A 24979-nucleotide genomic window follows, 5' to 3' on the forward strand; every position below is an offset into this window, starting at 1 on the left:
TGTAGCGGCGCTCTATGAGCGTCGGTGGTTGGCGGCATGGGCTGCATCCTTGTGCGTTCATCCCCGTGCTCCGCAGGAGCGGTCAGGGTAAAATGTAGCGGCGCTCTATGAGCGTCGGACTTTAGCGGCATGGGCCGCATCGGGTGGTTTTCGCCAAACGCTTGCATCCAAGGCCCCGGAGGGGCCATAGCCAATAGCCGGTGGTCGAGCGCAGCGAAAACCACCGGTATGGCGGGAAGTGATATCGAACCCCGGTAGGGGTTCCGGCGCGCGGGAAGTCACCTCAAGATCCACCTTCCGCACCTACCCGGGAACTCCTTCGGCACCACGGATCCACGAATTTCATCCGGGAATCGAGGCACATCGCTGGAACCCCGTCCGGGGTTCAATCCCGCGCGCGGATCTACCGGTGGTTTTCGCTGCGCTCGACCACCGGCTATTGGCTGATTGCCCTCCGGGCAATGAGACCGGACCAGTCGAACTTGTTAGAGAATGGATGATCCCCCGATGCGGCCCATGCCGCCAATCACCGACGGTCATAGAGCGACGCTACATTTTTCCCTGACCGCTCCTGCGGAGCCTTCGTTCGTTCGCGGACTGGCAAGGGGCGCTCCGGCATGCCCCGCATCTAACAAAATCCACTATGCCACCATCAAATATCCCTTATCCGATATCATAACAATTTCCAATCACGCCGGAAATCGCAGCTCAACGGGGCCAATCTTCCCTCCACGATCGCGTACCAAGCATCCCCCGCAGCGATCCCCTGTTAGGCCGCTCTTGCCCACCAGCCCTTTCCCCAATCCGAATCCAACCCACTTTCCACCAATTCATTACAAAACCCCACCCTCGCCCCGCCCGACCCCCATCGGGCGATCCACCGGGTAGGCAAAATTTGGTTAACCTAGCACCGAACATCTCGAACTAAATAATTCATATTGATGCGCATATTAAAAATACGTTAGATATCCGCCGTTGTGCACTTGGCACTCTCACCCCCATAGACGAAAGCGACCGCTTCTCCCCCAAAGAATCGTGAACAATACACCCACCCCACCCCTTACCTCATCCCTCGCCGTGCTCGGCCTCGCCGCACTTGGTGCCTTCGGCTCCGCAAGTGCCGCGCTGGTGAATGGCGGCTTCGAAACCGGCTCCCTCGACGGCTGGACCAGCCTTGGCGACGTCGGCGTTTTCACCGGCTACGACTACGGCTCGCCCGGCAGCGTCGACGCGGATTCCGGAAAATATTCCGCGCGGCTCTTTTCCCAAGCCATCCCGGCCGGACTCATCGCGGAGACCATGGGCCTCACCGAAGCCCAGCTGGAGTCCTACCACCAGGACATGAATGCCACCAATGGCTCCCTGATCTACCAGACCGTCTCTGCTGTGGCCGGGGACAAGTTCGAATTCCGCTGGAACTTCGTCGAGAAAGACTGGGTCCCCTATGACGACTGGGCCTTCTATGGCGTGAAGTTCAACGACGGACCCACCCTGATCACCAAGTTCGTCAGCCTCGGCGAAGTCGGCGCGGGAATGGGCATCACCGTCAACGGCTGGGAGAGCCTCGGCTTCGACATCACCGAGACGGGCAACTACACCTTCTTCTTCGGCGCGCTGAATGTGAAGGATACCAGCATCCCCTCCGAGCTCTGGATCGATGGCGCCGGCCTCGGGCAAGTTTCCCCGATCCCCGAGCCCGGCAGTGCCTTGGCCTTGAGCTTGCTCGTCGGCTCCGGAGCCTTCCTCCGCCAGCGCCGCAAGCGCTGAGCTGCAGCGATCTCATTTTTACTGATCCCACCCCGGAATCGACAAACCCAGAGAGCCGCGCCCCCTGCGCGGCTCTTTTTGTTTTTCAGGAGTGAAATGATCCCTCAATGCGGCTGATGCCGCGAGTTTGCGACGGTCATAGACCGACGCTACATTTTCTTTTGGACCGCTCCTGCGGAACCCGGGGGGCGGGCGCTTCCTCATTCTGCCATTCCCCCCTCGACACTCCCGGTTTCCCACTCCATGGCTGTCCCAGCCAGCTAGCCAGCCAGTCCGCCCGCCTTGCTCCTCTACGTCCACATTCCCTTTTGCCACCGGGTCTGCCCGTACTGCTCCTTTTACAAGCACACCCCGGGTGACACGCCCATCGGCGCATTTGTGGACGCGCTGCTCGAGGAGGCCCGCCTGCGGCTCGCCGCGCTGACCGAAAAACCGCGCACCCTCTACCTCGGCGGCGGCACGCCCTCGATGCTTTCCCCGACGCACCTGCGCAAGCTCTTCGGCGGGCTGCGCGAGTGCATCGATTTCAGCACGCTCGAGGAAGTCACGCTGGAGGCAAACCCGGCGACCTTCGATGTCGCGAAAGCGAGGCTCTTCCGCGAGCTCGGCGTGACCCGCATTTCCCTGGGCATCCAGTCCTTCACCCCGCACGTCCTGGAGAAGCTCGGCCGGGAGCACTCCGCCGAGGAAGCCGCCGCCTCCGTGGGTGTCCTGCGGGAAGCCGGCATGCCCTCGGTGAATATCGACCTCATGTTCGCCATCCCCGGCCAGAGCGAGGAGGATTGGCGGCAGACACTCCAGACGGCGATCGCGCTGCAGCCGGATCACATCTCCGCGTATAACCTGACCTACGAGGAAGATACCGCATTCTTCGAATCCCTCCGCCGCGGCGAGGTCAGCGAGAGCGAGGACGTGAATGCGAGCTTCTTCCTGCTGGCCGATCGCCTCCTGCGCGAGGCCGGCTATCAGCACTACGAGACTTCGAACTACGCGAAAGCCGGGCATCACTCCTCGCACAACCGCGGCTACTGGCGCGGCGAGGATTACCTCGGCCTCGGTCCCTCCGCCGTCTCCACGCTCTCCGCCGTGCGCACGCGGAATGTGGCGGATACCGCGGCGTATGTGCAGATGCTTGCCGCGCTCGGAAATGCGATCACGGAAAGCGAATCGCTGGATGACGAGCAGAAGCGCTTGGAACGCATCGCGCTGCTGCTGCGGACCGATGAAGGCGTCCCGCTTTCCCTCGTCGATGCCGCTGCCGTCGATCGTCTGTTAGAACACGGCCTCGCCGAAAAGCGCGGCGAGATGCTGGTGCTGACTTTGGCAGGATCCCCGCTGGTGGATCCCATCGCCGCGGAGCTGGTGTAGGGGCTCTCCCCGTGCTCCGGAGGAGCGGTCAGGATAAAATGTAGCGTCGCTCTATGAGCGTCGGACTTTGGCGGCATGGGCCGCATCGAGGGATTCTCGCCAAACGCTTGCGTCCAAGGCCCCGGAGGGGCCATAGCCAATAGCCGGTGGTCGAGCGCAGCGAAAACCACCGGTTACGCCGGTGGAGGTATTGAACCCCGGTAGGGGTTCCGGCGCGCGGGAAGTCACCTCGATATCCCCGATCCGCACTTACCAGGGAACTCCTTCGGCATCGCGGACTCCACGAACTTCATCCGGGCATCGGGGCACATCGCTGGAACCCGTCCGGGGTTCCATTCACACTCCATCTCTACCGGTGGTTTTCGCTGCGCTCGACCACCGGCTATTGGCTGATTGCCCTCCGGGCAATGAGACCGGACCAGCCGAGCCTGTTAGAGAATCGATGATCCCCCGATGCGGCGTGTTGCCACGAGTTTGCGACGGTCATAGACCGACGCTACATTTTTTTCGGATCGCTCCGATGGAGCGTGATGGATGTATCCCCCGATGCGGCGTGTTGCCGCGAGTTTGCGACGGTCATAGACCGACGCTACATTTTCTTTCGGGGCGCTCCGGTGGAGCGCGATGGGTGGATGCCCCGGATGCGGCCCATGCCGCCATCCCCGGCCCAGTTCTGTTAGGCCATCCTTTAAAAAAACAAAAGCCGTGCTCCATCCCGGGAGCACGGCTTTCGCGCGCAGAAGAAAAAGGATAGATCAATCGGATGACCGAACTGACCTCAGAAACGGCGGCGACGGAGGCCGGCGATCATCAGGCCCGCGCCTGCGATCATCAGCGTGGACGGCTCGGGGATCGGGGAAAGGTCGATCTGCAGGTGGGTGCCATTGAGCGAACCGCCATTGTTATCGAGACGCTAGGAGAGCCCGGTGATGCTCTCGTCCCCTTCGGGATCGAAGGCACGCCACTCGATGAACTGGGCCACGTTATTCAGCGCTGCGGTGGACTCGTAGCTGAGGACTCCATCGGTGATGCTGTCATTGATAATGCCCAGATCGGACACCACTTCCCATGACGCGGGCTGGCTGCCGGCCAAGCTCAGCGTATTGGTCTCATCGGTCGTCACGAAGCCGCCGCCACCGCTGTAACCGCGGCCGTCCACACGGACGTAGAGCTCTGATACGCCGATCGTGGTCGCTGGAACCGGCAAGCCGTTGCCACCGGAAGAGACAAAGCGGAAATTCAGCGTGGTGAAGGCATTCACGCCCGCAGCCACCTGCTGATAGATGTAGGTATCCGTACCATCATTGAGCGGGTAGGCGGCTGGCTGAGCCGAGATACCCGATGTGGCTCCGAGCGTGACCTCGGCATAACCAAGGATCTGGCTGATTTCCGTTTCACGGATCGGCGCATAGACCGGAAGGCCGGCGGAACCGGTGAGTCCGCCTACCGGAGCGCCCAATGCGTCGACGGCTTGGCTGAAAAAGACCGATGCGGCTTGGCTCTGGGAGACGGTTCCCAGGGCGGCGAGGAGAAGTCCAAGACTGGTTTTCATGGGGTCCTAAGGGGTGGGCGGCGAGAATCTCCGCACATGCTAGATTGTCAAGAGTTCCAGACCATCGCGGCCTGTCAAATTTGTAACTGAGATAGATGAAAGATTAATCTTCGCGGAATCGAGCCGTGGTGACCGATGATCGGAAAGCCCCCGGCAAGGATGTCACCGCGGGCTCATGCAATGAAGCGGCCTAGCGACGGCGACGCATCAATCCCAGAAATCCGAAGGCACCGAGCAGTGCTGCGCCCGGCTCCGGGACCGAGGAAAAGGTGATGGTATCCAGGTAGAAGTCATTCCCCGCGTCAGCGGTCCTGAGATTGAAAAGGCTGAGGTCCGCCGTGGTCGTATCCGCCTCCCAGTAGTAGGTATGCTTCACCCAGCTGCCGAAGGCCGTATAGGTCGCATTGGCGGGATTGGTCTCACCGTCCACGGTCAGGCCCTGAAGTTCCACTCCATTGATGCGGGGCGAGATGATTGCGGGACCCGTCCCGTTCTGCGCGGCGATGTAGAAGGAGAATTCGTAGATGGTGCCGATTTCCACCGTGGGCACCTGCGAGGCATTGGTGCCCCAGACTTCACCCGCAGGAATCGAGCCCGTAGGGGTGCCGAGGGTATTCGAGTGCAGGAAGTGGGTGCCGCTCTGGGGAAGCCTGCCACTGGCGCCGCTGGTGACCAGCTTGCCATTCAGGTTCGCATTCGCGTCCAGATCCGCACCGGTGAGTCCGCCGACGATGCCGTCGTACTCGGGTGCCGCGTCGAAGTAGATGCTGCTGGTCGGGACGTCATCGAAAACATCGAAGGTCTGGCTATAGACCAGCGCCGCCTGGGCGCTACCCGCGGCAGCCGCGAGAAGGGTCGTGAGAAGGAGTGTTTTCATGGGGCAGAAGTTACTCTAACAATACAAGCGGTTTGCCATCGGACCGGATCGCCGCATGACGGAAGAAGCCCCCGGCAACGATGTCACCGGGGGCTCATGCAATGAAGCGGCCTAGCGACGGCGACGCATCAATCCCAGAAATCCGAAGGCACCGAGCAGCGCGGCGGCAGGTTCCGGCACGGGCGTGATCTCCGAGAAGGAGTCGATACCCATGTAAGTACCATTCTGGGGCGAGATGTCGCCGTCCGGGTCATAGGGCATGAAGCTGAGGGTCATTGACTCGGCCGTGGCGGTGAAGCTCACCGTGCGCTCTTCCCACGACAATGCCATAGACTTGTTCGCATCGTCCCATGCCAAGGTAGTAGTGTTGGGAATCGTGGTCCCCACGAGCACGCCATCCGCATAGACGAGCCATGTTCCACCTCCATCGCGACCGTTCGAGGTTCCCACATAGGCTTGGAAGAAGCTGAAGGAATAGTCTTCCCCCACCGTGAACCCGCTCACGGTTTGCTGGAGTCCTTCCTGGGCGGTCTGTCCGGCAGCCGTGGTGTGAGCTCCCCCGGCGAAAGAAGTCCCGGAATGGGGACTACCAAAAATGAAGCCTCCGAGATTTGGCCCTGTTCCATCGATCGTGTCGGGGCTGGCGCCTCCGGAAATCGTGGCTTCCGAGAACGCGGCTTCGAAAGGAACCGCTACCCAGCCGGCCGGAAGGGTCGCAGAGGCAACGGTGCCTTCGAGATCAGGATTCGTGAAAACGACCGCGCTGAAAGCGGGCGAAGCGATCGCGAGGGACGCGGCGAGAATCCAGCGATTCAGGCCACGAGCGGGGTGGGACGTGTAGATCATAGAAGGGTGGTCGCTGTCAGCAGCTGCACGGTGACATAAGACAAGATGCGCGGAGCGAGGCACCGCTCAGCGGCGGCGGCGCATCAATCCCAGAAATCCGAAGGCACCGAGCAGCGCGGCGGCAGGTTCCGGCACGGGCGTGATCTCCGAGAAGGAGTCGATGCCCATGTAGACGCCGCCTTGGCCCGCCACATCCCCATCGCCATCGTAAGGAAGGAAGCTGAGGGTCATGGACTCGGAAGTGGCGGTGAAGGTGACAGTGCGCTCTTCCCAATTCAGGTCGGTCGCCTTGTCCGGATCATTCCAAGCCAGGGTCCTCGTGGTCGGATCTGTGGTTCCGATCAGCACGCCATCGGCATACACGCGCCAGCTTCCCTCGCTGTCCTGTCGGTTCGTGTGTCCGACGTTTGCTTGGAAGAAGCTAAAGGAGTAATCCTCCCCCACCGTGAATCCGCTCACGGTCTGCTGGAGTCCTTCCTGAAGGACCTGCGGGGTGGTAGAGCCGTGGATACCGGCAAAGAAAGTGTCTCCGGATTGCGCGGCACCGAACAAGCCCGAGCCGATGGCCGGACCATCCGCGGCGAGGACATCGCCGGTAGAGAGCGCGGCCGTCGTTGCCAGGTTGAAGGGGGCATCGTAGGGGACGAATTCCCAACCGGTTGGAACGGCGGTTTGGGTCGCAGGAGTGCCTTCCAAAGTGGGATTCGAAAAGACGATCGCGCTGAAAGCGGGCGAAGCGATCGCGAGAGACGCAGCGAGAACCAAACGATTCAGGCCACGACCAGGGCAGGACGTGAAGTTCATGTAAGGGGTGGGAATTGTCAGGGTGAAGAGCGGAGCAGCGTTGCGAACTACCCCGTCGATGCCCGCACCTAACAGTCCCCTAACATTCCAACAACCCGAAATATTGCGGAGCCCGTAGTTTTGCAAACTTTGCAGGGTCGTGTGTTTGAAGCATCACGAAATGCAAACTGCACCATCTAACAAGCCATTCATTTAAAACACTCTAACAATGTCATTTCCCATGAGAGAAGATGATCGCGGCGCTTCCGTTAGATGAGCGCGACCGATGCCTGTGGCGTTTTTTTCACCCGGGAGTGCAGGTGCCGCCGCGGGGAGCCGGGATCGGTCAGTCCGGCACCGGGATTGCCCAGGTATCCATCTCCACGATCTGGCGCTTCAGCCTCGCGCATGAAGGCCGCCTCGCCTCGATGGGCTCCGGGAGGATCGCGACACCATGGATCTCCCCGAAGCGGAAGAGCTGCCAGCCCCCCTGCTCGCCCAATTGCCAGGCCAGCAGCATGAAGGCTCCATAGCGGCCGCCGCGCCCGAGAATCCGCGGCTCGGCTTTCACCACCGCGCCGCGATACCTGAACTCGATGACGCGCCTCAGGAGGATGGCGTCCCGCAACTGCTGAAGAGACGGTTTCGAGCGCATTACCGAATCATCAGAAGAAGGGCCGCCGCGAGAAGCGTCACCGTAACCAGCAAAACCCCGATTTCCCAGCGAAGGGAAGCGAGGCGTTTCCGAAAGCAGGAGCGAGTCGGCATGATCATTGGAAGCTGATGTGCCGGGTGAATGCAGGGGTAAAAAATACACAGAAGACGCCGCCAGTCTAGAGAGCGCTTCTAAGATTTTTTATACCGGGGACTAGTTCTTCTCGCTAGACGCCGCGGCGGGTATCGGAGGGGGCTCGCCCCTCCTCGCGAAGCCCGGGAGATGCCGCAAATCCGGGACACTCCCCTCCCCGTGCTCCGCAGGAGCGGCCAGGATAAGATGTAGCGGCGGTCTATGACCGTCGGTGATTGGCGGCACGGGCCGCATCGATCGATCCACCCATCACGCTCCTCCGGAGCGGTCCGAAAGAAAATGTAGCGGCGCTCTATGAGCGTCGGAAGATCGCGGCATCACGCCGCCTCGAGGGATCATCACCGCACCGATCAATCGCCGATTCCCTAACAAAACCAACCCGCCCACGCCACCGGTTGCGGATGGCCCCCAAGCCCAATAGCCTGGCACATCGCGAATCGATTGCCCGGAGGGCATCCAGCCAATAGCCGGTGGTCGAGCGCAGCGACAACCACCGGTACGACGAGAGGTATATCGAACCCCGGAAGGGGTTCCGGCGCGCGGGAAGTCACCTCAAGATCCGCCTTCTGCACCTACCCCGAAGGCTCCTTCGGCATCACGGATTCCACGAATTTCATCCGGGCATCGGGGCACATCGCTGGAACCCCGTTCGGGGTTCATTTCATGCGGCATGCCTACCGGTGGTTTTCGCTGCGCTCGACCACCGGCTATTGGCTGTTGCCCCTTCGGGGCACGAGAACGCAAGCGTGTGCCGGGGTGTTGGAAGAAGGTAGGGACAAGAGCGCCGCTTGTCCGGGAGCGGTGCCTTGTTGTTAGGGCGCTCCCGCGGTCGGTCGGGGGCGTCCGACCCCACCTTCAAAGTCAGGGAAACATGTAGCGGCGCTCTATGAGCGTCGGATTTTCGCGGCACGGGCCGCATCGATGGATCATCACCGCACCGACAACCGCACCGATCAATCCCCGATTCCCTAACCAACCAACCCGCCCACGCCACCGGTTGCGGATGGCCCCCAAGCCCAATTGCCCGGCACATCGCGAATCGATTGCCCGGAGGGCATCCAGCCAATAGCCGGTGGTCGAGCGCAGCGAAAACCACCGGTAAGCATGCCGCACGAAATTCCGATTAGAACGCGGCAATAGTCCAGATTTTAGATCAATAATTACCCAAAAGTCCGACTTTCTTGCTTTTTTACTTGTAAAAGTACCTCAAAAAAATAAGGTCCTGTTCCATGCTTGAACGTCCACTAGAGCAAGTCCTACTAGACGCGGTGACAATCGCTTTTCCCCTCGGAGCGATTAGCGAGCTCACTAGGAAACTGGGTGCCAGCTACCGCCAGTCGGTGGAGGCGTTTAATGATGATCCCCGCATCCGCCAGAAAGACCGGAAAGTGCTGACCGGGCATTTGAGGTTTGCCCTCATCAACAACGACCTTGTGGAATTCGCGGCTCAGTATCCCGATTACATGAGGTGCGCTGAAAAGATGGAGGGAGAGGAAGGCGAAAACAACCATGTGGAACTGATCGTCGGAGACTTCCTCGTGACTCACCATCACCACACCAAATCTGACGCTATGCCTGATGATTTCGTGAATCTTGGCTCCGGCTACTTCCAGAATAATTCCAAGGTCAACGAATACTTCGACGGCGAGTGGTTTACCGAAAAGAGGATCGTCAGCGAACCGCGGGACCACCTTCTGAACATGCTGATCCTCCACGAAAAAAGTCCCGAAGGATTGCACCAGATTGGAAACATCGAATTCGTGTTTCCGAGGAAGAGCAAGAAGTTCATCTCCCTTGGCGTCTCGGACCTCACACAAAGGCAAACCGAAATCATGGACTTGGATTCTGACGATCTACTAGAATTCAAGCGCAGGACGGCGGAAGAGATCCGTCGATACATCGCATGAGGGTAGGCGTAGACAATTTTGACCCAACGAGACTAGAGCAAGCATTGGATTTTCAACTGAAGACCAAAGCTTCGCTAGCGAAGGATATTGGCAAAACTCCAGATGCAATTACTTCCTACTTGAAGGGCAAGCGTAAGCCGAGCCCGGAAACTTTTGAGAAGATCGCCTTTGCTCTGAACCTGCCAAAAAAGTTCTTTCTGACCCCTTCTGATGTCGTCGGCTTCCACGACCTGCTGAAACAGTGGCGCTCCAACTCATCCAAGAAGAAAGCCGATACCAAACGAGGTGAGGTTGTCCTTTCTTGGATCCTAGAAGCTCATAGATCATTTGATAGAGTCTTTGAGCTTCCGAGCTTCCAACTGGGAGCCGAGATCGATACATGGAATATCCCGAGCGACATCAGCCAGATTACAGTGGATGTAGTCGAGGACGCCGCTCTTCGCCTGCGCGACTGTTGGGATCTAGGCAAGAATCCAATCCGAAACCTTTTGCGGACGGCCGAGAAAGCTGGCATAGCTGTTGGGCGATTCAACCTCAACGTTCCTGATCTGGATGCAGTCTCGACTTACCACGAGGGCCGCCCTTACATTCTGTTGAACTCTTTCAAGCAGTCTGGATGTCGGGCCCGGTTCGATCTGGCGCATGAGATCGGTCACATGATTCTGCACCGCCATGTGGACAAGGAGTGCATCTCCGGAAGTGATGGAAAGGCGATTTACCAAAAGCTTGAAGAACAAGCACATTGGTTTGCCGGTGCCTTGCTTCTACCAGCTGACCGATTTGCAAGCGACTTCTGGGCTCCTACGTTCCAGTGCTTTGTCGACCTGAAAGAAAAATGGAAGGTTTCGATACAAGCGATGATTAGACGAGGTCTTACTTTGCAGCTGCTTACGAAGAGTCAGTACAACTGGCTCAACATAGCGATCAGCAAAAAGAAGGCGCGCCAGGTCGAACCGCTGGATGACAAGATCCTTCCCGAGCGCATCCGACTGTTTCCTAAATGCTTCGAGCGATACGAAGAAGACTTCGGATCGCAAGCCATGCCGCACCTTCTAGAGCGACTGCCCTTTTCCACAGCCGTACTTACTGAACTATTTCAACTCGACCGAGCTGATGTTGAACGATTCCTTACGGGACGGGGCAGAGAGACGGACAACCTCGTTCACTTCGACTTCAAACGAAAAGAAACCTGATTGGCTTCGACTCTTCTGATTCTAGAGGAGAGAAGAAAGACTGCGGCTCAGAGAAGCAACAGCACCAGCTGCTAGAGGCTGCGCTTTTGCGGGGATCGTTGAACTCACCATCCCCCGTTTGCCCCTTCAGGGCACCAATGTATGCCGGGTTCTTCCCGGGGCTGCGCGCGTGCCGCGCTTACCCCGGGCTATCGACGTTTGCCCCTTTGGGGCATTAGACGGCAGGCGGATACAGGACATTGGAAAAAGGTAGGGACAAGTGCCTCGCTTGTTCGCGAACGGTCCCTTGTCATCACGCCGCACCGCGGTCGGCCGGGGGCGTCCGACCCTACCTCTGACGGGCGTGGCGGGAATCAATCGATGCGGCCGATGCCGCGATCTTCCGACGCTCATAGAGCGCCGCTACATTTTACCCTGACCGCTCCTGCGGAGCCCAGTTCGCGCGCCATCGACTCTGCGACTTCTGCGCCTCTTCGCGACTGCCCCCATCGTCCTCATATCCGGCATCCCCCGATGCGGCCGATGCCGCCAATCACCGACGGTCATAGACCGCCGCTACATTTTATCCTGACCGCTCCTGCGGAGCATGGGAGGGAGTGCCGTGGTAGGCATCTATCCCTTCATCCCCCGCCCCGCGAGCGCAGTTCGTTTGATGGGTGATGATTCGCGCAACGCGCGCCCCCTCACACCACCTCCACCAGCACGGCATCGATTCTCCCGCCCTCCATGGTCTGGACTTCCTTGTAGAGCGGATTCAGCGAGCGCAGCGCGGGGACATTCCCCATGGCATCGGCGTCTTCCCCGGCCTTGGCCTTGCGGTAGCCGAATTCCTTCAAGGTCGAGCCGCTGGCATCCGAGTAAACCACGATCGTCCCCTTTTTCGGCGTGCGCGCGCGGTCCCAGGGCTGCACGACGACGATCGAGCCATCCGGGATCTTCCGCGCCATGGAGTCGCCGAAGACGCGGAGGGCATAGCAGCCTTCCGGATACTCCTTCTCCACCTCCACCGGAGCTTCCACGATGTGCGATGAAATCGGCGCGCCGGCCGCGACGCCGCCGACGAGATCGATCCAGTGGCCGCCGCCAGTACGACGGGTGCCGTAGTTCGTCAGGGCGGCCGGTGCCTCCGCGACGATCATCGGGACGATCTTCTTCTCTTCCCCCGGGGTCATCCGCACCACTTCCTCATCGCAGGTCTTGATCACCCACTCTTCCAGGGTCAGCCGCTGGGCCACGGCCGCGCGATTGTAGGTGCGGAAGGTCTGGAGATCCACCTGGATGCTGAAAATCTGCTGGTCTCCCGGCACCTCACGGATCCGCACGTCTTCGGAGCGCCGGTCATCATCCATCATCCGACCGATGCTCGTGAGGATCCCGATCGGGATATCTTGATTCGACGAAAGCCAGTTATCCACCGTCTTCTTCTTGGTATCTCCGAATTGCGACGCCAGCCACTCGCGGCTGCGCTGCGTATTCTTTAACCAAGCTTTAATTTCGTCTTTGGACGGCTGCATGCCCCGTAATTACCTGATTTCAGGCATTTGTCGAATCAATTTCCTCATTTCAGGTATTTTTCCATTGATTGATTCCTGATTTCGGGCACTTATAAGGCATGTCCTCGCTGCCCGATCCCCGAACGGGATTCACCTTGGCCCTTCCTCCCATCGCGCTGAGCGAGCTGAAGGAGCCGACCAAGGACTTTCTCCTCGCGAATGCGAACCATGGCAAACCGCCGGTGGAAACCATGAAGGAACTCCTCGACCGCGGTGCCATCCGGGCCGGATTCCGGGAGGAAGGCTCAACTGATGCCTCATCTAACACGAACAAGCAAAACCCCTGAAGCCCGCGCCGTGGTCCCCATGAAAAAAGCGGGCCACCGCAGCCCTCCTCTCCCTCCCCGCTCTCCAGTCCTCAAACGATAACCAACATGACCACCAACGAACTCACGCAATGCCAGCACACGATGACGCGGCTGGATGAGATCGCCTCCGCCCCCGCCCTCACCGCCGCGCCCGTGACCACGGGCGGGCATCCCTTCACCCAGGCCCCCGGCATGGCGGAAGCCATCAAGGCCATCCGCGCCGCGCTGCCGGATGAGGTGATGAACGACATCATCGGCCGCCTGAAAAACATCGCCGCCCGCATGCGCGAGATCGTGGCAAAGACAGGGAAGGAGGTGGCAGCATGAAGATCATCCCATGCAAGCAACGCTCGCCGGAATGGTTCGCGGCCCGCGCGTCCTGCGTGATCACCGCCAGCCGGATGACCCCGGCCTGCGCGCCGGAGATGAAGGTGCGCCTGACAAAGGCGGAGCTCTGCGAGGAGCTGGATCGCCATGACATCGAGTATTCGCCAGAGGCGACGAATGCGGAGCTGGAGGCCCTGCTGCCGGAGCCGGAGAGCTATCGCAGCATGAGCGAGGTGGATCGCAAGAACCGCGAGATCCTCATCGCGCGCCGCCTGGCGGAGCCGATCTATCAGAATGCCTCGCTTTCCGGCGCGGCCTGGTTGATCCACCTGCGCGACAAGGAGGAGCGTGCGCTTGATTTCAATCCCGCGGTGCAACGCGGCATCGCGCTGGAGGAGGAGGCGCGCACGGCCTACGCCTCCCTCACCGGGTGCTCCGGGAAGGAGGTGGGCTTCATCCTGCATGACAGCGGCGGCTTCGGTGCCTCGCCGGACCTGCTGGTCCCGGATGCCGCGTCGCCTCATGGTTTCTCGCATGGTGCGGAGATCAAGTGCCCGGTGCCGGAGGTCCACATCGAGTGGCTGCTCGCCGGGACGCTGCCGGAGAAGCATCGCCTGCAGGTGCATGGCTCGATGGCCGTGACCGGGCTCAGCCGCTGGGATTTCTTCAGCTACTGCCCGGGCGAGCCGCCGCTGCACGTCATCGTGATGCGGGATGAGTTCACGGAGCAATTGGTGGCCGGGCTGCTGCTGCTGCATCGCGAATACATGGCGGCGCAGGACAAGCTGGCCGCGCTGTGGGATGCGGCGTTTCCCTGCGACGGGAAGGAGGTGGCCGCATGAGGGCGGACCCCTGCAATGAACGCCACCACCTGCGCCGGAATCGGGGGTGCTGGCAACTCCGCTTCACCCTGAAGACGGAGCACAACATGGTGGGCCGGCGCGTGGTCTGCGGCCTGAACACGCATGATGAAGACGAGGCGCGCGTGCGAAGGGACATCGTCCTGCGCGCGCTGTCGAAGGCAGACCTGTTAGAAATGCACAGCGACATGGCGGAGGTGATGGAGAAGGAGTGACGCGGGGGTCACGGGCTCCGCAGGAGCGGACTAACTAGAATGTAGCGGCGCTCTATGAGCGTCGGTGATTGGCGGCACGGGCCGCATCCATCGATTATCAATGGGTCATTCAAGGTAGGGACAAGCGCCCTCGCTCGTCCGCGAATGGTTCCTTGCTGTTAGGCCGCTCCCTCGGTCGGCCGGGGCGTCCGGCCCTACCATTGGATGGCGAATGGAGCATCCCCCGATGCGGCCGATGCCGCGATCATCCGACGCTCATAGAGCGCCGCTACATTTTGTCCTGAACGCTCCTGCGGAGCACGGCTTCTTGCCACCATCACTCTTGCGACGTTTCCACGATGCGACCTCCTGCCTCAATCACATCACTCCATCTCTTCCTTACTCTCCTCTTATCCCAGCTTTCCCTTCCATGAATTGGATCAATCTCAATGTCACCTTCCTCGATTCCGAGGAGTTCATCAGTGCCACGCCGGTGCAGCGCGCGACCTGGCTTTGCCTGCTACGCTACTGCGCCGGCCAGGAGAACAGCGGCCGCATCGAGGGCGCGAAGCTTTGGAAGGATCGCATGTGGCTGCAGGTGGTGCGCGTTCGCTTGCGCGAGATCACGGTAGGCGAGTGCAGGCTGTGGGAATGGCAAGGTGATGATCTCGTCGTGAACTTCTATCCGACCGAGAAGGAAGCAGAAGTGCGCAAAAAACGCACGCAGGGCTCACTCGGCGGAAGAGGCCGGACATTGAAAAAACAAGCAGTTGCAGCGGGCATGGGAGATGAATCCGGAAACCACATGGTTTCCGGTACGGAAACCACGTGCTTGGATTCTGCTTCAAGGGAAAGAGAAGAGGAAGGGAAGGAGAAAAGGAAAGGGAAAGGAATGGAAATGGAAGATACCCCCAAGCCCCCAAAGGGGGATCGGGTATCCATCCCTGCCGATGAAGCAGACGAGGAAGCCCCTACCCTGCCCCGACGTTGGCGGCTGATCCCCCGCTCGGAGCGGAAGAACCACCGGGTGCACCGGAACAATGTCGTGATGCAACGCATCGGCACATGGTTCGGCCGCAGACCGGAGAGCTTGTGGAACGTGGCGGAAGGACTGGCGCTGACGCAACTGGACCCGCCGCGGGGTGATGTCGATCTGTTAGAGCGCTACTACCTGGCACCGCTCGACCGGACCGCTGACTACCGGCGGAGGGACCTGCTGTCGCTTTTGAGCCATTGGCATGCCGAGCTCGACCGGGCGCGGATCTGGGAGGCGGAGGGAGGTTGAAAGCAGAGCTCCGGGTGATCGGTGAACAGGGGTAGAAGCCCCCAAGCGAAGACCGCCCGCCGATCATCACTGCTATTTGCGAAGCTGCTCACCGATCCGACAAGCTCACGCCTTCTCCCTGCTCCCTCCCCGCGCGCCCTGCCTTTCCACTGATCACTGACTACTGATCACTTGGCACTCTGCCTTTTATGCTCCCCCTTCCCCACGCCCTAGGCCCGGAGAAATCCGTGCTCTCCAGCCTGATGAAAAGTCCGGATCTCCTCGCGGAGCATTCGCTGGATCCGCAGATCTTCCATGTGCCGGCGCACCGCATCCTGTATCAGCGGATGAAGGGGCTGGAGGAAGTGGAGCTCATCAGCTTCATCGAGGGCCTGCGGGTTGCCGGGCTGCTGGAAAATATCGGCGGGCCCGCGGCGATCACGGATATCTACACCTACGCTCCCAGTTCCTCGCATTTCGAAAGCCACCTCGGCCTGCTCCGGGATCGCCATGCACGGCGCGTGGCGATTGCGGCATGTGCGGCAGCGGTGGAGGCGGCGAATGATTGTGCGGACGATGGCGCTTTCCTCCGGGCGCTGGGCGGGCCGATCACGAATGTCTTCGACATCGCCACCGCTGCGACGCCGCCGAAGGATACGAAGGCGCTGGCACGGGAGTTCTTGGAAACTTTCGAGGCGAAGGTGGCCGGGAGGCTTTTGCCAATGGGTCTGGCCACGGGCATCCCGGAGATCGACCGGGCGCTGCGCGGCCTGCATCCGCAGCACATGGGCGTGATCTCCGCGCGCTCCGGCGGCGGGAAGTCGACGATGGCCACGCAGATTGCCGCGAACCTGGCGACGGATGGGATCGGCGTGCTTTATCTCATCCTGGAGCGGACCGAGCAGAGTGCCTTCCAGCGCAGCGTGATTCAGACCGCGCGGATCCATCATGCCGCGGTGATCGATCCCGCGGGTTATGCCGCGGCGCAGGGTCATGCAAAGCCGGATCACGCGACGCTGCTGGCGATCCGGGATGCGATCACGAAGCTGGTGGATGCGAATTTTCACATCCGCAAGCCGCCGAACCGCAGGCTATCGACGCAGTGCGCGGAAATCCGCCGCTATGTGCGGCTGCATGGCGTGAAGGTGGTGTTCGTCGACCAGATCGGCCTGATCCGCGGGGAGCGACAGCGCGGCGATACCGAGGAGGTCGAGCGGCGCGGGGTTTCGAATACGCTGCAGGAGCTGGCGCATGAACTCGGGATCACGGTGGTGGTGCTTTCGCAAGTCACCGATGAGATCGATACCAAGGGCGCGCGGGCGATCGAGGAAGATGCGGACTGGTGGCTTCACATCGCGCAGGAGCGGGACAAGAAGAAGCCGGACTTCGGCGAGCACCAGCATGTGCTGATCGCGAAGGACAGCCACAATGGCATGGCGGGAGAACGGCTGCCGCTGGTGCTGGATCACGCGACCCTGCGCTTCGTGCACGGCGCGCCGAAGGAGAAGGAGGAGGTCATGAAAGGACGCGGGGTGTTCGCGATGGGGAAAGCGAGGTGATCCGGGGAAAGGGATGGCGGGAGGGCCGTGCTCCGCAGGAGCGGTCTAACAGGGATGTAGCGTCGGTCTATGAGCGTCGGTCTATGAGCGTCGGTCTATGAGCGTCGGTCTATGAGCGTCGGTGATTGGCGGCATCGGCCGCATCGGGGGATGCCCGGCTCACGCTCCATCGGAGCGATCCAAAGGAAAATGTAGCGTCGGTCTATGACCGTCGCAAACTCGCGGCACGAGCCGCATCGGGGGATTGTCGATCCGCCATTCGAAGGTAGGGACGAGCAACTCGCTTGTCCGCGAATGGTCGCTTGTGGTTAGGCCAGCTCACAAGTTCCAGCCGATCCGGTCTGGTTGCCCGGAGGGCATGCAGCCAATAGCCGGTGGTCGAGCGCAGCGAAAACCGCCGGTAGGTCCGCGTATGAGATTGAACCCCGCATGGGGTTCCAGCGATGTGCCCGGATTCCCGGATGAAGTTCGCAGAGTCGGTGATGCCCATATGGCTTCCGATAGCTGGGGAAGGTGGATCTTGAGGTGTTTCCCGCGCGCCGGAACCCCTGCCGGGGTTCGATGTCACTTCTCGCCATACCGGTGGTTTTCGCTGCGCTCGACCACCGGCTATTGGCTATTTGCCCTCCGGGCAATGAGACCGGACCAGTTGAACTTGTTAGAAAATCGATGATCCATCGATGCGGCTGGTGCCGCGAGAGTCCGACGCTCATAGAGCGCCGCTAAATTTTCTTTTGGACCGCTCCTGCGGAGCGTGGTGGGTGGATCTCACGGTGCATCGACCGCCCAGCACTTATGACCTTACGCGCCGGCGGCGCAGCAGGAGGCCGGAGCTCCCGAGCAGAAGCAGGGCGCTGGAGGGTTCGGGGACCAATACGACTTGCCCCATGACCGCGGAGACAATATTAGAAGGATTGGTCCCTTGGAACAGATAAAGAGGTGCGCCATCGAGCGTAGGAAGGAAAGCTTCGTATTCCGGAAGAGAGCCAGGGCTCATAGGCTGGATCCAGCCATTCCCGGTGAGCGTCCATGACATTGCGGCTCCGGGCGGCACATCGAGGACGCCATTTCCTTCTCCATCGAAGACGACGATTTCTCCCAGATAGCTCAAGATCTCCAGAGTGCCTGGCTCCTCCCCTGACAGAGCGACGCCAATGCCGCTCGGCAGATAGTGACTGAACCCGACATCGTACCCATCCTCCCCGGTGCTGGAAGTCCCGACGGTGAGGATATCCCCCATCCCCATACCATATCCCGTGGTTCCGATGCCGGTGCCAATGTAAAAGAAAGGACTGCCGTTCCCTCCATTCAGCGGGATGTAGGCTGTCGTGAAAGACCCGGAGAAAGAATAAGTCCGATCCCAGGTATTGATCGTCATCGTAAGAGCGGCGTCTGCCGCAGTGACGAGGGATAGGAAACCGGCGAGACCGAGGGCCAGCGCTGAGGAAGAGGATGTAAGCTTGTTCATGGAAGGGCGGGCGCTACCTAACATCCCATCAACAATGAGACAACTCTATTTCCAGATCCCCATGAAATCCCCCCCCCGGACCGCCATGGTCCCGCGAGGCGCTTGACCCTGCCTTGATCTAAAGCCTCAGTAGCGAAGCTCCAGACCGAGGGTGATGAGATCGATCTCTTCCTTCGCGACCGGGGTTTCGCCCTTCTGATACTCGCCGGAGAAGCCGACATAATCATTCACCCAATAGGTGAGGCTCACGTTCCACATGTCCGAGTAGCCGCCATCACCGGAAAAGGCATCGAGGAACTTGTAGCCGACATTCAGGACCAGCGGTGACTTTTCCGGCATCCCCTTCTCACGGAAGAGACCGAGGCTGAAGCTGGCATCCAGGCCGGCGCGGAGCCAATCGTCATCCAGCTTCCGCTTCGAATAGGGACTGGTCGCGTGGGTTTCGCTATAGTCGATCAGGCCCTTCAAGCCGATCTTATAACTGGCGGAATTCCCGGCAAAGAACTGCCAATCGTTGAGATAAAGCCCCTTTCTTCCCGTGCCTAAGGCGGCTCCGCGGAACGAGAGCGATGCGGTGCCGCCCCAGATGGCCCCATCGAAGTCGGTATCGGTCTGATAGTAGGGCTCCAGGATTGTCGTCCAGTATCCCTTCGCCCCGCCGGTATCCCAGTAGAAAGGCGCGCTGAACTTCAGCTCATCCACATCCGATTTCCCGGCGCCCTGCTGCTCCTGGATATTCCAGGAAACCGCCGGAGCCACGCCGATGCGGTAGTCGGTGCCCGAGCTCTTCTCAACCGCGCGGACGAAGGGCATGTAGAGCACGCCCTCGGAATTCCATGCGCCGCTGCCGTCCTTCAGGCGGTTGTCGCTATAGGCAATCTTCGCACCCTTGGCGTCCCTGATCTTTTCATCAGGCCCATCAAGCTGAAGCCCGTTCGAGCGGGTATTGATATCCCCCGTCGTGCGCCTGAGACGGAAGGGGCCGACGGAATTGCCATGGGAATAGAGCAGGTCCTCGGGATCGATCGGCTTCGAGCGTGCGGCGAGCGCTTTCTCCTGCTCCAGGCGGTCCCGCACGGTGGGGCCGAATTGGTAGGCCTGCCGCGTCGCGGAATCGATCTTCTCGGTTTGGCTGATGGGCTCGGTGATGGGCGGGATCTTTTCGTAGCGAGGCCGCGCGTCGTATTTCTCCAGCTTGGTCTCGTCATCCAGAAGCTTGCGGAGCGCCGCCGCATTGTAGGGCGGCTTGCCGAGGTGCCGCTCGACATAGCTGACATGCACGATCACGGCCTCGCGCTTCGCGGCGAGGGTCTTGAACTCACCTTGCTTCTTCGAAAGCTTGATGAGGTAGTCATAGGTTTGCTCTTCGCTGAGCGAGGCATATTCGCCGATATCGATCTTATCGGCGGCGAGGAGCGGATGCGGACAAGCGAGGGCGACGAGGGCGGTCGCGATGAGCGGGGATTTCATGCGGGTGGGTGCAGGGAGGAAGGATGACTTGGAGCCTTAGAACTTCAGGCGGCAGCGTTTGTAGATGAGGGCGACGAGAGCCCTAAGGGTGGTTGCCTTGTCCAATTGGTCGCGGGAGACCTCGCACTCCACGTCGTCAAACCACCAGCCCTTTTCCATGATCAAGCCGCGCAGATCCCCGCGGCCCCCGACATCGATCTCCAGCGGAGCATCCGGCTTCAGGTCCCGGAGATTGTAGCGGCAGAGAAGCATCTCTTCGGTGCGTTTCAGCACGTGCTCCTCATTGACCTTGCCATTCTTCCGGTTGGCGGCCTTCACCATCTCCCGGCCCGCGGGGCTGCAGGTATCCAACTTCCCCGCTTTCAGGACCGTGAGATTGGTAAGGCTGCCGAGGTCTTTTGCGAAGACGGTGATCGGCGTAATCACATCGCCCGGTGCAACCTTCTTCAGCGATTTCTTGCCACCTTTCACGGCTTTCTTGGCGGCTGCCTTCGGTGCTTTCTTGGCGGGAGCCTTCGCGACCTTCTTCGCTGCCTTCCTTGCGGGAGCCTTCTTGGCGACCTTCGCTACTTTCTTTGCTCCCTTTTTGGCCGCGACCTTCTTCGCTGCCTTTTTGGCGACTGTCTTCTTCGGGGCTTTCTTGCTGGCCATGGTCTTGCTCGGGGTGGGATTGGATGGGAGGATCGGGGAATTGAAATGGCCCCAACGATACCACCCGGGTCCTCCCGCGCTCACGGCCTCGACGTGGCAACATATGGCCACGCGATCACATCAATCGGGGAGGACTGCCGACCGGGTGAAACGTCGGCCCATTGTCCGGATATCATGGATACAAACGCCAAAGAACGAACGATCCACGAAATCCGAATGACGATGAGAACATTACAGATACGATACCAAGTCAAACTCTTTTCATAACATCTGACCCATAGGATATCGCATGATCATATACCCGACCCATCACCGGAGCACAACCTGAGGGGGATCCTTTAAGACCCGACTCGCGCTGCGCAGGAGCGGTTCGGGATAAATGTAGCGGCGGTCTATGAGCGTCGGTGATCGGCGGCACGAGCTGCATCGGGGGATGCCCGGCTCACGCTCCATCGGAGCGATCCAAAGGAAAATGTAGCGTCGGTCTATGACCGTCGCAAACTCGCGGCACGGGCCGCATCGGGGGATGGCCGGCTCACGCTCCTCCGGAGCGATCCAAAGGAAAATGTAGCGTCGGTCTATGACCGTCGGTGATCGGCGGCACGGGCCGCATCGGGGGATTATCAATCCGCCATCCGAAGGTAGGGACAAGCGCCCCCGCTGGTCCGCGAATGGTCCGATGGTGCGTGCCGCATTTAACAAGTTCCAGCCGGTCCGGTCTGGTTGCCCGGAGGGCATGCAGCCAATAGCCGGTGGTCGAGCGCAGCGAAAACCACCGGTAGGTCCACGTATGAGATTGAACCCCGGATGGGATTCCAGCGATGTGCCCCGATGCCCGGATGAAGTTCGTGGAATCCGTGATGCCCAGATGGCTCTCGATAGGTGCGGAAGGTGGATCTTGAGGTGTTTCCCGCGCGCCGGAACCCCTACCAGGGTTCGATGTCACTTCCCGCCATACCGGTGGTTTTCGCTGCGCTCGACCACCGGCTATTGGCTATTTGCCCTCCGGGCAATGGGACCGGACCAGTTGAACTTGTTAGGGAATCGATGATCCATCGATGCGGCTTGTGCCGCGAGAGTCCGACGCTCATAGAGCGCCGCTACATTTCATGCTGAATCGCTCCGATGGAGCGTGGTGCGCAGATCCCCCGATGCGGCCCCTGTCGCCAGTCACCGACGCTCATAGAGCGCCGCTACATTTTCCCCTGACCGCTCCGATGGAGCGTGGTGGGTGGATCCATCGATGCGGTCCGTGCCGCGATAGTCCGACGCTCATAGAGCGCCGCTACATTTTCTTTTGGATCGCTCCGGAGGAGCGTGGTGGTCGGGCGCTTCTTCATTCTGCCATTCCCCCCCTCGACACTCCCGACTCCCCTCCCCGTTTTCCAGTGGTCTCCAGCCTGCATTCACTGGCTGTGATCCGGGGGGCATGGCATGATGGCTTCATGGGTCCTGTCGAACTCTTGAGAAACAAACGCAGTGCGCTGGTGAGCGATGATGAGGCGATCCTGCTGCTCACGCTCGGACAAGGCGAACGCCGTCCGCATGAACTCCGCACGGAGAGCGCGCTGCCGGAGCGTACCTTCTGGCGATGCCTCTCGGCCTGCCACCGGCATGCCTGGGTGACCTCCGAGAAATGCCGTCCACTCGGCAAGCAGGCCGGTCGCGGTTTCAAGACGATCGTCCGCCTGAGCCCGGAAGGCGCACGGGTGGTGGGGAAGATCTTGGGAGCAGAGAACGGAGGGCAAAGAGCGGAGAGTAAGAAAGCAGCCGACTCGCCCTGACTCCATGCCCCGACCTTTCGACTCCCTATTAGCAGAGAGCTTGGAGCGAAGAGCGGAGAGTAAGAAAGCAGCCGACTCGCCCTGACTCCATGCCCTGACCTTTCGACCAACTCTCTTCGCTCTTTCCTCTTCGCTCCAAGCTCTTCGCTCCAAGCTCTTCGCTCTTCCCTCCCATGCCACGCCGTTCTAACAAAGCCATCCCGTCCTACTCGCCGCTCTATCCTCGCATGGCGCGGGGGATGGCCCGCATCGGTGCGGAGCGGGAGCAGATTGCCGAGGCATTCGGGGTTTCCGTGGAGACGTTTCAGGAGTGGGTGAAGGAGCATCGCGAGCTGGCGGAGGCGATCGCGGAGGGCGAGATGGATGCGCGGGCCGCGGTGGAAAAGGCGCTTTTCAAGCGGGCCACGGGCTACAGCCAGCTGGAGGAGAAGGCCGTGATCTGCAAGGGCGAGGTGATCGTGGTGACCTTCATGAAACACTATCCGCCGGATGTGGCCGCGGCGAAGCTGTGGTTGGCCAATCACGAATCGGACCTCTGGCAGGAGAAGCCGGACCCGGAGCACGGGGTGACTACCGAGTTGGCCGATGTGATGAAGCGGATTCGGGGGCAGGAGCCAAGAGCCAAGAGCCAAGAGCCAAGAGCCAAGAGCCAAGAGCCAAGAGCCAAGAGCCAAGAGCCAAGAGCCAAGAGCCAAGAGCCAAGAGCCACCCGATGAAGCAGCAGTTACCTTATAACGAGTAGCCAATCTCTCTTCTCTCTTCCCTCTTCCCTCTTCCCTCTTCCCTCTTCCCTCTTCGTTCTTCGCTCTTCGTTCTTCCCACCCCATGCCAGAATCCGTCGATACCTCTTCGCTGACCAGCTTGCTCTCGGATCCGCTTTGGCGGCTGCGGCATTTGTACCAGTGCCGGCAGGAGGGAAAGGGCACGGGCATTCCCTTTGTGCCGCGGCCGGAGCAGGAGGCGATCTTCAGGCATCTGTTAGAGACGCCGCAGGTGCCGGCTTATATCATCAAGTCCCGGCGCTTGGGGCTGTCGACGGGCTTGTGCACCTTTCAGGCGGATCGCGTGGTCTTCGAGTCGGGATGGCGCGGGGTGCTGATCGATCAGGATCAGGCGGACTCGACGCGGAAGATGGTGGAGATCATCCGCTTCGCCGTGGATTCGCTGGATCCGGCGTTCCTGAAGCACCTCCGTTTCATGAAGCGGAATGACTCGGAGCTGCGGCTGCGGATGATCTCGGAGGATGAGCGGGAGGATAGCGTGATCTTTGCCACCACGGGACATCGCGGGGGGGATTGCTCGATGCTGCATGTGTCCGAGTGGGGGCCGATCGCGGCGCAGGATGCGAAGCGATCCGCGGAGATCCGCAGCGGGGCCTTCCCCTCGGCGCGGCTGGGGCGGCGCGTGGTGGAGACGACGTGGAAGGGCGGCAAGGGCGGCGACCTGTGGGACATGATCCGCCCGATCCTGGAGAAGGATCCAAATGCGGAGGGCACGGTGTATTTCTTCCCCTGGCACGATGACCCGGAGGCGGTGCGGATCGATGGGATGGTGACGGCGGAGGCGGAAGATTACTTCCGCGATCTGGGCGGACGCCTGGGGAAAGCTTTCAGTCCGGAGCAGAAGAAGTGGTGGATCGCGAAGAAGCTGGAGCAGGGCATGTTCATGAATCGCGAGTATCCATCGACTCTGGACGAGGCCTTCCGCGCGCCGATCGAGGGCGCCGTGTTCGCGCGGCGGATCGATGAGGCACGCGCGGAGGGCCGCATCTTCCCCTTCCCCTGGGATCGCTCGGCACCGGTGCATACCTTCTGGGACCTGGGCAGCATGCGGAATACACGGGTGACCTACCTGCAATTCGTGGGGCGTGAGATTCATGCGATCGATCACGATGACGGGAAGCTGGAGATGTCACCCGCGGAGCGCGTGGCCCACATGCGGGCAAAGGGGTATCCGTATGGCTTTCACTTCATGCCGCACGATGCGGGCGCGCAGGAGAAGAGCGGGAAGAATTTCCAACAGCAGATGCGGGAAGCAGGCCTGGAGAGCATCCGCATCCTGCCGCGGCCGATGACGATCTGGCCGGGGATCAACAAGGTGGACGAGCTCTTGCCGCGCTTCGTCTTCCGCATTCCGCAGTGCGATCACCTGGTGGCATCGCTCGAGCAGTACCACACGAAGAAATCGAACGTGGACGGTCACCTGACGGACATGGTGGTGCAGGATTGGTCGACGCACTCGACGGATACGCTGCGCGTGGCGGGCGAGGCGATGATGAACGGGATGCTGAAGGGCCAGGGGGAAGTGCTGCGCGGGACGGGTGCGGGGATCCATGAAAGGGATCGCGAGCGGGTACGGCGGGCGAGTGCGGGGAGGTATAGCCGGAGGTGAAACGGAGGTCGGTGGTCTGCCTTTTTTCAAACTCTCAACTTCATCCACC

The 24979-nt window shown here is 60.6% G+C and carries 23 protein-coding genes; 13 read left to right on the top strand and 10 right to left on the bottom strand.

Annotated features, from left to right (window positions below):
• Window positions 1–1035 precede the first annotated feature (1035 nt).
• A complete protein-coding gene (locus HHL09_RS26010; protein WP_169457573.1) occupies window positions 1036–1767 on the top strand; it encodes a PEP-CTERM sorting domain-containing protein in 732 nt (243 codons plus the stop codon).
• 282 nt (window positions 1768–2049) lie between these two features.
• Window positions 2050–3135: a radical SAM family heme chaperone HemW gene (gene hemW / locus HHL09_RS26015; protein ID WP_169457574.1), complete on the top strand. Its 1086-nt coding sequence runs from the start codon at window positions 2050–2052 to the stop codon at window positions 3133–3135.
• 778 nt (window positions 3136–3913) lie between these two features.
• On the opposite strand, the gene HHL09_RS26890 is transcribed toward hemW, so the two are convergent.
• The 6 genes from HHL09_RS26890 to HHL09_RS26045 form a co-directional block, all read right to left on the bottom strand.
• Window positions 3914–4009 carry a PEP-CTERM sorting domain-containing protein gene (locus HHL09_RS26890; RefSeq protein WP_169457878.1) on the bottom strand — a complete coding sequence of 32 codons (96 nt, stop codon included), beginning with the start codon at window positions 4007–4009 and terminating at the stop codon, window positions 3914–3916.
• A 39-nt stretch (window positions 4010–4048) separates the two neighbouring features.
• A complete protein-coding gene (locus HHL09_RS26025; RefSeq protein ID WP_169457575.1) occupies window positions 4049–4687 on the bottom strand; it encodes a hypothetical protein in 639 nt (212 codons plus the stop codon).
• Window positions 4688–4877: 190 nt separating this feature from the next.
• Window positions 4878–5564 carry a PEP-CTERM sorting domain-containing protein gene (locus HHL09_RS26030; protein ID WP_169457576.1) on the bottom strand — a complete coding sequence of 229 codons (687 nt, stop codon included), beginning with the start codon at window positions 5562–5564 and terminating at the stop codon, window positions 4878–4880.
• Between the two features lie 111 nt (window positions 5565–5675).
• Window positions 5676–6410, bottom strand: coding sequence for a PEP-CTERM sorting domain-containing protein (locus tag HHL09_RS26035; protein WP_169457577.1), 735 nt, complete (start codon window positions 6408–6410; stop codon window positions 5676–5678).
• 66 nt (window positions 6411–6476) lie between these two features.
• Window positions 6477–7214, bottom strand: a complete 738-nt coding sequence (locus HHL09_RS26040) for a PEP-CTERM sorting domain-containing protein (protein WP_169457578.1) — start codon at window positions 7212–7214, stop codon at window positions 6477–6479.
• A gap of 325 nt (window positions 7215–7539) precedes the next feature.
• A complete protein-coding gene (locus HHL09_RS26045) occupies window positions 7540–7848 on the bottom strand; it encodes a WYL domain-containing protein (protein ID WP_169457579.1) in 309 nt (102 codons plus the stop codon).
• A gap of 1382 nt (window positions 7849–9230) precedes the next feature.
• On the opposite strand from HHL09_RS26045, the gene HHL09_RS26050 reads away from it, so the two are divergent.
• Together HHL09_RS26050 and HHL09_RS26055 are read left to right on the top strand one after the other, a co-directional pair.
• Entirely contained in the window at window positions 9231–9908 is a 678-nt protein-coding gene (locus HHL09_RS26050) for a hypothetical protein (RefSeq protein ID WP_169457580.1), read from the top strand.
• On the top strand, window positions 9905–11101 hold the full coding sequence (locus tag HHL09_RS26055; RefSeq protein WP_169457581.1) for an XRE family transcriptional regulator: 1197 nt from the start codon (window positions 9905–9907) through the stop codon (window positions 11099–11101). Before HHL09_RS26050 ends, HHL09_RS26055 begins: the two co-directional genes overlap by 4 nt.
• A 683-nt stretch (window positions 11102–11784) precedes the next feature.
• Here HHL09_RS26055 and HHL09_RS26060 read toward each other — a convergent pair.
• Complete coding sequence (locus tag HHL09_RS26060) at window positions 11785–12615, bottom strand: LexA family protein (protein ID WP_169457582.1); 831 nt, start codon at window positions 12613–12615, stop codon at window positions 11785–11787.
• A 98-nt stretch (window positions 12616–12713) separates the two neighbouring features.
• Between HHL09_RS26060 and HHL09_RS26065 the strand changes: the two genes are divergently transcribed.
• From HHL09_RS26065 to HHL09_RS26090, 6 genes are all read left to right on the top strand, one after another.
• Window positions 12714–12941 carry a hypothetical protein gene (locus HHL09_RS26065; protein WP_169457583.1) on the top strand — a complete coding sequence of 76 codons (228 nt, stop codon included), beginning with the start codon at window positions 12714–12716 and terminating at the stop codon, window positions 12939–12941.
• Window positions 12942–13028: 87 nt separating this feature from the next.
• Window positions 13029–13289, top strand: coding sequence for a hypothetical protein (locus HHL09_RS26070; protein ID WP_169457584.1), 261 nt, complete (start codon window positions 13029–13031; stop codon window positions 13287–13289).
• Window positions 13286–14131: a lambda exonuclease family protein gene (locus HHL09_RS26075; protein WP_169457585.1), complete on the top strand. Its 846-nt coding sequence runs from the start codon at window positions 13286–13288 to the stop codon at window positions 14129–14131. Before HHL09_RS26070 ends, HHL09_RS26075 begins: the two co-directional genes overlap by 4 nt.
• Window positions 14128–14364 carry a hypothetical protein gene (locus tag HHL09_RS26080; RefSeq protein ID WP_169457586.1) on the top strand — a complete coding sequence of 79 codons (237 nt, stop codon included), beginning with the start codon at window positions 14128–14130 and terminating at the stop codon, window positions 14362–14364. Before HHL09_RS26075 ends, HHL09_RS26080 begins: the two co-directional genes overlap by 4 nt.
• A gap of 409 nt (window positions 14365–14773) precedes the next feature.
• Entirely contained in the window at window positions 14774–15628 is an 855-nt protein-coding gene (locus HHL09_RS26085) for a hypothetical protein (protein WP_169457587.1), read from the top strand.
• 188 nt (window positions 15629–15816) lie between these two features.
• A complete protein-coding gene (locus HHL09_RS26090) occupies window positions 15817–17166 on the top strand; it encodes a DnaB-like helicase C-terminal domain-containing protein (protein ID WP_169457588.1) in 1350 nt (449 codons plus the stop codon).
• A gap of 793 nt (window positions 17167–17959) precedes the next feature.
• On the opposite strand, the gene HHL09_RS26095 is transcribed toward HHL09_RS26090, so the two are convergent.
• From HHL09_RS26095 to HHL09_RS26465, 3 genes are all read right to left on the bottom strand, one after another.
• A complete protein-coding gene (locus tag HHL09_RS26095; protein ID WP_169457589.1) occupies window positions 17960–18634 on the bottom strand; it encodes a PEP-CTERM sorting domain-containing protein in 675 nt (224 codons plus the stop codon).
• A 126-nt stretch (window positions 18635–18760) separates the two neighbouring features.
• Entirely contained in the window at window positions 18761–20104 is a 1344-nt protein-coding gene (locus HHL09_RS26100; RefSeq protein ID WP_169457590.1) for a hypothetical protein, read from the bottom strand.
• 36 nt (window positions 20105–20140) lie between these two features.
• Window positions 20141–20755: a hypothetical protein gene (locus tag HHL09_RS26465; RefSeq protein ID WP_205760946.1), complete on the bottom strand. Its 615-nt coding sequence runs from the start codon at window positions 20753–20755 to the stop codon at window positions 20141–20143.
• Window positions 20756–22200: 1445 nt separating this feature from the next.
• Here HHL09_RS26465 and HHL09_RS26110 point away from each other — a divergent pair.
• The 3 genes from HHL09_RS26110 (at window position 22201) to HHL09_RS26120 (ending at window position 24930) form a co-directional block, all read left to right on the top strand.
• Window positions 22201–22539: a hypothetical protein gene (locus HHL09_RS26110; RefSeq protein ID WP_169457591.1), complete on the top strand. Its 339-nt coding sequence runs from the start codon at window positions 22201–22203 to the stop codon at window positions 22537–22539.
• Window positions 22540–22712: 173 nt separating this feature from the next.
• Window positions 22713–23255 carry a helix-turn-helix domain-containing protein gene (locus tag HHL09_RS26115; protein ID WP_169457592.1) on the top strand — a complete coding sequence of 181 codons (543 nt, stop codon included), beginning with the start codon at window positions 22713–22715 and terminating at the stop codon, window positions 23253–23255.
• Between the two features lie 109 nt (window positions 23256–23364).
• Window positions 23365–24930 carry a hypothetical protein gene (locus HHL09_RS26120; RefSeq protein WP_169457593.1) on the top strand — a complete coding sequence of 522 codons (1566 nt, stop codon included), beginning with the start codon at window positions 23365–23367 and terminating at the stop codon, window positions 24928–24930.
• The last annotated feature ends 49 nt before the right edge of the window (window positions 24931–24979 follow it).

This window comes from Luteolibacter luteus (genome assembly GCF_012913485.1).
Lineage (GTDB): Bacteria > Verrucomicrobiota > Verrucomicrobiia > Verrucomicrobiales > Akkermansiaceae > Haloferula > Haloferula lutea.